Genomic DNA, 8,679 nt, shown 5'->3' with positions numbered 1-8,679 from the left:
TCGGCTCCGCCGTCATCCAGCAACGCGTCACCGAACTCCTCGACGTCCGCCGCGCCATCCTCGCCGCCGACCCCCTCTTCCACACGAAGATCGACGACACCGTCGACCCGTACGACCCGTACCAGTCGGACGCCAACGCCGACTACACCTACCAGCACGCCGGAGCCTGACCATGGCCAGCCGCCAGTACGCCACCTTCGAGGTCGCCGATCAGCTCTTCGGGCTCGACGTCGCCAAGGTGCAGGAGGTCCTCTCCTTCGACCAGTACACGCCCGTGCCGCTCGCCCCGGAGTCCGTCGGCGGGCTGTTCAACCTCCGCGGCCAGGTCATCGCCGCCGTCGACCTGCGGGTGCAGCTCGGGCTGCCGCCCCGCACGAAGAGCGCCGAACCGGCCATGAACGTCATCGTGAAGACCGACGAGGAGTCCGTCTCCCTGCTGGTCGACCGGATCGGCGAGGTCGTCACGCTGCAGGACGACACGTTCGAGCCGCCGCCGGACACCCTGCACGGGCCGAGCCGGCACCTCATCACCGGCGCGTTCAAGCTCGACGGCCGGCTGCTGCTCGCGCTGGACACCACGAAGGCCGTCAACACCAGCCAGCCGGGCACCGGCAACCGCGAGGAATAGGTCCCATGAACTGGTTCACCAACCGCGGGATCCGCACGAAGGTGCTCAGCGCCATCGTCGTCGCCGGCATCGCCATGATCGCCATGACGGTCGGCGCGCTCCAGGGACTCAACGACGCCAACGACACGACGCGCAAGGTCACCGCGAAGAGTGCCCAGTTCGCCGCGCTGTCCGACATCCGCGACGGCATCACCGACACGCTCAGCGCGCTCTCCGACGACAAGCGCCTCGCCGCCGACAAGCGCGTGATGGCGGCGATCGAGCGGTACCGCGCCGGCGCCGCGCCCGCCCACGCCGCCAAGGCCGAGACCGTCGCGACGGCGATGAAGGCCTACCAGACGGTGCGCGACGCCGAGATGCTCCCCGCCGCCAACGCCGGCCGGGTCGACCTGTACGTGCAGATCGCCGCGGCCAAGGGCACCCCGCAGATCGTCAAGGCGCAGGACACCGTCGACGAGCTCCAGGCGGCGGAGTTCGCCGAGGCCGAGCAGTGGCGCGCCGCCGCGCAGGACAACTACGAGTCCAGCCGGATGATGATGATCGGTGCGGCCGTGCTCGGGCTGCTCGCCGCGTTCGGCGTCGGCCTGTGGGTCACCTCGCTGGTCGTGCGGCCGCTGCGCCGGGTCTCCGACGTGCTCGGCGCCGTCGCCGCCGGCGACCTGAGCCACCGGGTCGAGATCACCTCCGCCGACGAGGTCGGCGTCATGGCCGGGGCACTCAACAAGGCCACCGAGAGCATGCGCACGACCGTGCAGACGATGGACCACACCGCCTCGTCGCTCGCCGCGTCCGCCGGCGAGCTCACCGGGGTCAGCGCCCGGATCGCCAGCGGCACCGGCGAGGCCAGCGACCAGGCCAACCTCGTCGCCGCCGCGGCCGAGCAGGTCTCCCGCAACGTGCAGACCGTCGCCGCCGGGGCCGACGAGATGGGCCTGTCGATCCGCGAGATCGCGCAGAACGCCAGCGAGGCGGCGCAGGTCGCGTCGCAGGCCGTGATGGCGGCGGAGTCGACGAACCAGGCCGTCGCCCGGCTCGGCGCGTCGTCCACGGAGATCGGCAACGTCGTCAAGGTCATCACCTCGATCGCCGAGCAGACCAACCTGCTCGCGCTGAACGCCACCATCGAGGCGGCCCGCGCGGGCGAGGCGGGCAAGGGCTTCGCCGTCGTCGCCAACGAGGTCAAGGACCTGGCGCAGGAGACCGCCCGGGCGACCGAGGACATCTCCCGGCGGGTCGAGGCGATCCAGGCCGACACCACCGGCGCGGTCGCGGCGATCGGCGAGATCAGCCAGATCATCTCGCGGATCAACGACTACCAGCTCACCATCGCCTCGGCGGTCGAGGAGCAGACGGCGACGACCAACGAGATGAACCGCAGCGTCAGCGAGGCCGCGACCGGCTCCGTCGAGATCGCCACGAACGTCTCCACCGTCGCCGCCGCAACCCAGAGCACGTCACTCAACGTAGCCGAGGCGCAACGCGCGGCTTCGGATCTGTCCCGGATGTCGAGCGAGATGCGCGCGCTCGTCGCACGGTTCAAGATCTGACCCTGGCCGGGCGGGGTACGCTCGCAGGGCCCCGCCCGCGACCCTTTTGGCTGACAGACCGGGGTGCAGGTGCGTTGCAGACTAGTTGCTATGTACAGCCTGGTTAGCGCCCCCGTTCTCGGCTTCGACCTCTCCCGCCTCCAGGGTGGATCGGCCGCCGCCGATGTACTGCTCCGCGGACTTTCGCTCACTCAGAGTGACCTTGACGCGGTCGCGTCGGCGCGCGCCGACGACGACTGGGACCGTGTCGATCTGTGGCGGGACGTCGACGCCGCCGCCCAGGAGCGTCGCGCGGTCAACGCCGACGCCGGCGCCCTCGCGGTGGTCGAGCGCGCGCCGCTCGGCACCCTCGACGGGCTGCTGCACTGCCTGCGGTACGACATCCTCGACTGGACCTGGGGCAACCGCCCGGCGCAGGCGACCATGCCGACGCCGCAGGTGCGCGCCCCGCGGCAGCGGCAGAGCGAGGTCGCGAGCAAGGCCACCGGCGTGCTGTCCGACGCCGCCGCGGCCGCCTACCTGCGGGAGCTGCTGACCGACGAGTCGCGGCGCAGGCTGAGCGCCCCCTACACCGTGGCACTGCGCGCGCTGCCCGAGCCGGAGCACGACCTCGGCCCGCAGGGCGACGAGCTGCGCCAGATGCTGAGCCGGGTCGGCTCGCTGTCGCCGGCGGAGATGCGGCAGCTCAACAAGGTCACCGACACCTCCCGCCCCGGGCTGACCGACTGGGCGCCGGCCGTGCACTCCGCGTCCTGGGCCGTCTTCCTGTCCGGCCGGGTCCGCGCCGGTGCCGCCGCGCAGCTGCTGCTCGTGCAGGCCCTCGACCGCTCCGGCGTGCCGGTCGGCGACCGGGCCGGCGGGGTGTGGAACCTGCTCAGCGGCGCCGTCCAGGCCCTCATGGTCCGCGACCTGCTGGACTCCACGACGGCGAAGCGCCTGCTCGACCCGTACTTCACCGCGATGGGCCCGCTCGCCGTCTGAGCCCTCATCGCGACGGGCCCGCTCCCGGGTCTGCGCCCCGAACACCGCCCCTGTCCGGTTTGCTCCGGGCAGGGGCGGTTCTTTTGGAATTTCCCTCATCGTCCCCGGAGCACCGCCGATTAGCCCGCTGGAACGTGACGGGCCTCGCATTTGCGATGAGGCCCCCGGTGCTGGAGGCAAGGGCGCGTGATCTCGGTTCTGGTGGTGGACGACTCGGTCGTCGTCCGGCGTCTGATCACCGACGCGCTCAGCGACGACCCGGAGATCCGCGTCGTCGGCACCGCTCCCAACGGCAAGGTCGCGCTGACGAAGATCGAGCAGCTGCGCCCGGACCTGGTGACCCTGGACATCGAGATGCCGATCATGGACGGCCTCGAGACGCTGCGGGCGATCCGCGGCCTGTACGCGCGGCTCCCGGTCATCATGTTCAGCACGCTCACCGCGGCGGGTGCGACCGCGACCCTGGACGCGCTGTCCGCCGGCGCCAGCGACTACGTCACCAAACCCGCCAACGTCGGCAGCGTCGCGGAGAGCATCCGGTCGGTCCGCGAGCAGATCATCCCGCGGATCCACGCCCTGTGCGGCGGCCGCCGGTCCACCCTGACCCGGCCGCCGATCGGCATCGGCCCCAACATCGGCCCCAACACCCGGACGTTCGGCACCAGTCATGCCGTCGCGCGCCCGGGCGGCAACCCGCTGCCGGGCTCGGTCCGCCCGCCGGTGACCGCCCCGCCCACGACCGCGCCGGCCCGCACCTCGCCGCGCGGCGACCGGGTCGAGGTCGTCACCATCGGCTGCTCCACCGGTGGCCCCGACGCGCTGACCACCGTCGTGCGGGCCCTGCCGGCGAACCTGCCGGTGCCGGTGGTCGTGGTGCAGCACATGCCGCCGGTCTTCACCAAGATGTTCGCCGACCGGCTCGACCGGACCGCCGCGCTGACGGTCGTGGAGGCGGCCGGCGACATGCCCGTGCGCCCCGGCACCGTCTACATCGCGCCCGGCGACTACCACCTGGAGGTGCACCGCCGCGGGACAGAGGTGATCACCAAGCTCAACACCGGCCCTCCGGAGAACTTCTGCCGGCCCGCCGTGGACGTGCTGTTCCGCTCGGTGGCCAAGACCTACGGCGGTGCCACCCTCGCGATCGTCCTCACCGGGATGGGGCAGGACGGCAAGCGCGGCGCCGAGCAGTTGCGCGGCGCGGGCGCCGAGATCGTCGCGCAGGACGAGGCGACCTCCGTCGTCTGGGGGATGCCCGGTGCGGTGGCGACGGCCGGGATCGCGCACGCCGTCCTGCCGCTTGGCGAAATCGCCCACCATCTCATCAGCCGTACGGCCGGGGGCCGGGGTGCGAAATCCATGGAGGTGACCCGATGACATTGACTGCCCAGGAATTCGCCTTCATCAGCGGCCTCGTTCGGCGCGACGCGGCAATCGTGCTCGAGGCGGGCAAGGAATACCTGGTGGAGGCGCGCCTGCTGCCGCTGGCCCGGCAGTCCGGCCTGCCGAGCGTGTCCGAGTTCGTCGCCCGTGCCCAGCAGCGCCCCGAGCCCGAGATCCACCGCAAGATCGTGGACGCGCTCACGACCAACGAGACGTCGTTCTTCCGCGACGGCGAGCCCTTCAAGCAGCTCGTCGACACGGTGCTGCCGGATCTGCTCGTACGGCGGGCGACCACCCGCTCGATCAAGGTCTGGTCGGCGGCGAGCTCCAGCGGGCAGGAGCCGTACACGATCGCGATGGTGCTGCAGGACAACCTGCCGCCGGGCTGGTCCTTCGACATCATCGGCACCGACATCTCCACCGAGATGCTCACCCGGGCCGAGGCCGGCCAGTACACGCAGCTGGAGGTCAACCGCGGGCTGCCGGCGCCGCTGCTGGTGAAGCACTTCGAGCGCAACGGCGCGCACTGGCAGGTCGCCCAGGCGCTGCGCAAGCACACCTCGTTCCGCCGGCTCAACCTCGCCGCGCCGTTTCCCTCCATGGGGCCGTTCGACATCGTGTTCATCCGCAACGTGCTGATCTATTTCGATGTACAGACGAAGCGGACGGTGCTGCAACGGGTCGCCGGCACCTTACGACCCGACGGCTGGCTCTTCCTCGGCTCCGCCGAGACGACGATCGGCATCGACGACAGATTCGAACGGGTGGTCGCCGGCAGGACGTCCGCCTACAAGCTGCGGACCGCACCGAAGACCGCCGCTTCCGTGAGCGCTGTAGGAAAGGGGTGACGCCAGATGCTCACCATGGTGATCGACGATTCGCGTGCGATGCGGCTCATTTTGAAGCGGATCGTGGCACAGCTCGGCTTCGAAGTGGTCGAGGCGGGCAACGGCCAAGAGGCGATGGACTATCTCACGGCCAATGTTCTCGACGGTGACGGCGAGATCCCCGGCCTGGCGCTGGTCGACTGGAACATGCCCGAGATGAACGGGCTGGAGTTCGTGATCGCGGTCCGTGCCGAACCCCGCCTGCGCGGGATGACGTTGATGATGGTCACGACGGAGAGCGAACAGAGCCAGATCGTGCGGGCCCTCGCATCGGGCGCCCACGAGTACGTGATCAAGCCGTTCACACCGGACGCGATCATCGACAAGCTGGCGCTGCTCGGCCTCGTCCCGAACGGAGTCGCAGCATGACGAACCCAACCGAGGAAGACCTCAAGGTCATCGCTGAACAGGTCTGGTCCTCCTACCTCGACCTCGACGGCGCGAGCCCGCTGGTGCCGATCCCCGCGGACAAGCATCAGGCCGACGTCACGGCCTCGGTCTCCGTCACCGGTGCCTGGCGCGGGCACGTCCTGGTCAGCTGCTCCGACGCGGCATCGAGGAACGTCGCGGCCGCGCTGCTGGGCATCGAGTTCGACGACGTGGCGGAGGAGGACGTCGCCGACGCCCTGGGCGAGCTCGCCAACATCATCGGCGGCAACGTGAAGAGCCTGCTGCCGGAGCCCAGCGCGCTGTCGCTGCCGCACGTGCACGTCGAGGGGACGCAGGGGCGCTACCCGGCGGTCACCGAGGTGTGCCACCTCGAAGGTACCTGGATGGACGAGTCGGTCACCGTGACCGTTCTGGAGAGCACCACCGATCTCGCTGGAGCAATGGCATGAAGATTCTGATCGCCGACGACAGCCGGGTCATGCGGCAGATCGTGACCCGGACCCTCCGGCAGGCCGGCTACGAGGGGCACGATCTGGTCGAGGCGTGTGACGGGCAGGAGGCCTTCGACAAGGCCGTGGCGGAGAAACCGGACCTGGTGCTGTCGGACTGGAACATGCCGCACCTGAGCGGTGTCGAGGTCCTGCGGATGCTGCGGGCCAACGGCGACCAGGTGCCGTTCGGCTTCGTGACGTCCGAGGGCACGCCGGAGATGCGACAGGCGGCCGAGGATGCGGGGGCGCTCTTTCTGGTCACCAAGCCGTTCACAGCGGACACATTCAAGGACGCACTCGACCCAATTTTGGGATGATTTGAGCCATGTCGCATGTTCTGCCCGTTCCTAAGGCCGTCAAGGACCTCTTTGACGACCTTCTCGGCCGGTCGGTCACGGTCAACCCGGCCGAACCCCTCCGAGCCGCCGACGTCCCCAAGACCCTGGTCGCCCTCTACACCGACGAACGCACGCAACTGCTCGCCGTGATCGGGATGGACTTCGGGCTCACCGCCTACACGGGCGCCGCGATCGGCCTGATCCCGCCGGGGGGCGCCGAGGCCTGCATCGAGGACAACGAGATCTCCAAGATGATCGGCGAGAACGCCATCGAGGTGTGCAACATCCTCGCCGGTCTGCTGAACAAGGAAGGCGTCCCGCGCCTGAAGCTGTACCAGACGTTCCTGCCCGGCGAGACCGCGCCGACCGACGCCGTGAACTGGCTGATGGCGCTGGGTCGCCGGCTCGACCTGATCGTCGACGTGTCCGGCTACGGCGCCGGGAAGATCTCGATCGCCCTCGCCGGCGCTGGCGGCTGATCGTTGCGGCTGCGGCCTTTTGTACCGGTTTTCCGGTGGCCGCAGCCGCATGATCAGCGCCGGGGCGGTTGGGTGGGCGACATCGTGCAAAAAATTGCGTAGTCATGCACTACGCTTGCGGACATGACTCGACGACTCGCTGAGGTGGCGAAGTACGCCGGCGTGAGCGAGGCGACCGTGAGTCGGGTGCTCAACGGCAAGCCCGGCATCTCCGACGCTACCCGCACCGCTGTGCTCACCGCGCTCGACGTCCTTGGCTACGAACGACCGACGAAGCTGCGCGGCGAGCGCGCCCGCCTCGTCGGCCTCGTGCTGCCGGAGCTGCAGAACCCGATCTTCCCGGCGTTCGCCGAGGTGGTCGCCGGCGCGCTGTCCAAGCGCGGCTTCACCCCGGTGCTGTGCACCCGGACCGCGGACGGCGTCTCGGAGGCCGACTACGTCGAGATGCTGCTGGACCAGCACGTGTCCGGCATCATCTTCTGCGGCGGGCTCTATCACCAGGCGGCCGCGGAGCACGAGCACTACCACCGTCTGCACGAGCGCGGCCTGCCCGCCGTGCTGGTCAACGCCGCGATCGACGACCTGGGCTTCCCGCGGGTGTCGGTCGACGACGGCCACGCGGTGGACCAGGCGTTCAACCACCTGGTCTCGTTGGGACACAAGCGGATCGGGCTCATCCTCGGCCCGGCGGACCACGCGCCGTCCAACCGGAAGCTGACCGCTTTCGAGGCGGCCGCGCAGTTCAACGACACCGTCAACGACGAGGACGTCGAGCGGGTCATCTTCTCCATGGAGGGTGGCCGGGCCGGCGCCACGCGGCTCATCAAGCACGGCGTCACCGGCATCATCTGCGCCAGCGACGTGCAGGCCCTGGGCGCGATCCGGGCGGCCCGCCGGCTGGGCCGCGAGGTCCCCGACGACATCTCCGTGGTCGGCTTCGACGACTCGCTGTTCATGAACTGCACGGATCCGCCGCTGACCACCGTGCGCCAGCCCATCCAGGCGATGGGCCAGGCCGCCGTGACCCTCCTCGTCAGCCAGGTGGCCGGCACGCTGGTGCCGACCGAGGAGATGCTCTTCGAGCCGGAGCTCGTCGTGCGGGGTTCGACGGGCGCCCTGAAGGTCTCCGCGCCGAAGGCGACAAAGGCGGCATCCGCGGCGTAGCAACCGCAGTTTTCTGTAGAGCGCCACGACTCCTGCACGGAGTCGTGGCGCTCTTTCGTTGCGTCCGCAAGCAGGTGCCCGCTGCGGACCGCAAGCACCCGACCGCGTCCAGTCAAGGACTTCCGGCCCTCGCTGCGCGATTTCGGCCGCTTTCGTGCAAGTCCTCGGGCCGTGGGAGCGGGTCCATGCAAGCAACTGCCAATGGATCATTAAAATTTTGCAACGGACCATGGACTTCTTGTGGCGAGTGAGCCTAATCTCTTGCCTACGCCAGGCCGAAACCCTGACGCGATGCGATGGAAACCGACGAGCAACGCGCCTGTAGCTCTTGCGAATACCCCGGCAGCCCACGCAAGGCTGCGCACGGTCTCCGCCCCAACCGAACTCCCCC

Annotated in this window: 10 protein-coding genes; all 10 read left to right on the top strand. The window is 69.7% G+C overall.

Features of this window, described 5'->3' with window-relative positions:
* Positions 1–172 precede the first annotated feature (172 nt).
* Positions 173–628 (top strand): chemotaxis protein CheW, encoded by a 456-nt coding sequence (locus ABZS58_RS16825; protein WP_327008652.1) that lies wholly within the window; start codon positions 173–175, stop codon positions 626–628.
* A 5-nt stretch (positions 629–633) separates the two neighbouring features.
* Complete coding sequence (locus ABZS58_RS16820; RefSeq protein WP_354782230.1) at positions 634–2,175, top strand: methyl-accepting chemotaxis protein; 1,542 nt, start codon at positions 634–636, stop codon at positions 2,173–2,175.
* 90 nt (positions 2,176–2,265) lie between these two features.
* Positions 2,266–3,156: a hypothetical protein gene (locus tag ABZS58_RS16815; protein WP_354782228.1), complete on the top strand. Its 891-nt coding sequence runs from the start codon at positions 2,266–2,268 to the stop codon at positions 3,154–3,156.
* 186 nt (positions 3,157–3,342) lie between these two features.
* Positions 3,343–4,533 (top strand): chemotaxis response regulator protein-glutamate methylesterase, encoded by a 1,191-nt coding sequence (locus tag ABZS58_RS16810; RefSeq protein WP_354782226.1) that lies wholly within the window; start codon positions 3,343–3,345, stop codon positions 4,531–4,533.
* The gene (locus ABZS58_RS16805; protein ID WP_354782224.1) at positions 4,530–5,387 is read left to right on the top strand and encodes a CheR family methyltransferase; all 858 of its coding nucleotides are present in this window, start codon (positions 4,530–4,532) and stop codon (positions 5,385–5,387) included. The genes ABZS58_RS16810 and ABZS58_RS16805 overlap by 4 nt, the downstream gene beginning before the upstream one ends.
* A gap of 6 nt (positions 5,388–5,393) precedes the next feature.
* Positions 5,394–5,795, top strand: coding sequence for a response regulator (locus tag ABZS58_RS16800; protein ID WP_354782222.1), 402 nt, complete (start codon positions 5,394–5,396; stop codon positions 5,793–5,795).
* Positions 5,792–6,265, top strand: a complete 474-nt coding sequence (locus ABZS58_RS16795; protein ID WP_354782220.1) for a chemotaxis protein CheX — start codon at positions 5,792–5,794, stop codon at positions 6,263–6,265. Before ABZS58_RS16800 ends, ABZS58_RS16795 begins: the two co-directional genes overlap by 4 nt.
* The gene (locus ABZS58_RS16790; RefSeq protein ID WP_354782218.1) at positions 6,262–6,624 is read left to right on the top strand and encodes a response regulator; all 363 of its coding nucleotides are present in this window, start codon (positions 6,262–6,264) and stop codon (positions 6,622–6,624) included. Before ABZS58_RS16795 ends, ABZS58_RS16790 begins: the two co-directional genes overlap by 4 nt.
* An 8-nt stretch (positions 6,625–6,632) precedes the next feature.
* Positions 6,633–7,124: a hypothetical protein gene (locus tag ABZS58_RS16785; protein WP_354782216.1), complete on the top strand. Its 492-nt coding sequence runs from the start codon at positions 6,633–6,635 to the stop codon at positions 7,122–7,124.
* A gap of 123 nt (positions 7,125–7,247) precedes the next feature.
* On the top strand, positions 7,248–8,288 hold the full coding sequence (locus tag ABZS58_RS16780) for a LacI family DNA-binding transcriptional regulator (RefSeq protein WP_354782214.1): 1,041 nt from the start codon (positions 7,248–7,250) through the stop codon (positions 8,286–8,288).
* Positions 8,289–8,679 lie beyond the last annotated feature (391 nt).

Source organism: Dactylosporangium sp. NPDC005555, assembly GCF_040605635.1.
Classification (GTDB): Bacteria; Actinomycetota; Actinomycetes; order Mycobacteriales; family Micromonosporaceae; genus Dactylosporangium.
This window is presented reverse-complemented; position numbering and strand designations above follow the sequence as displayed.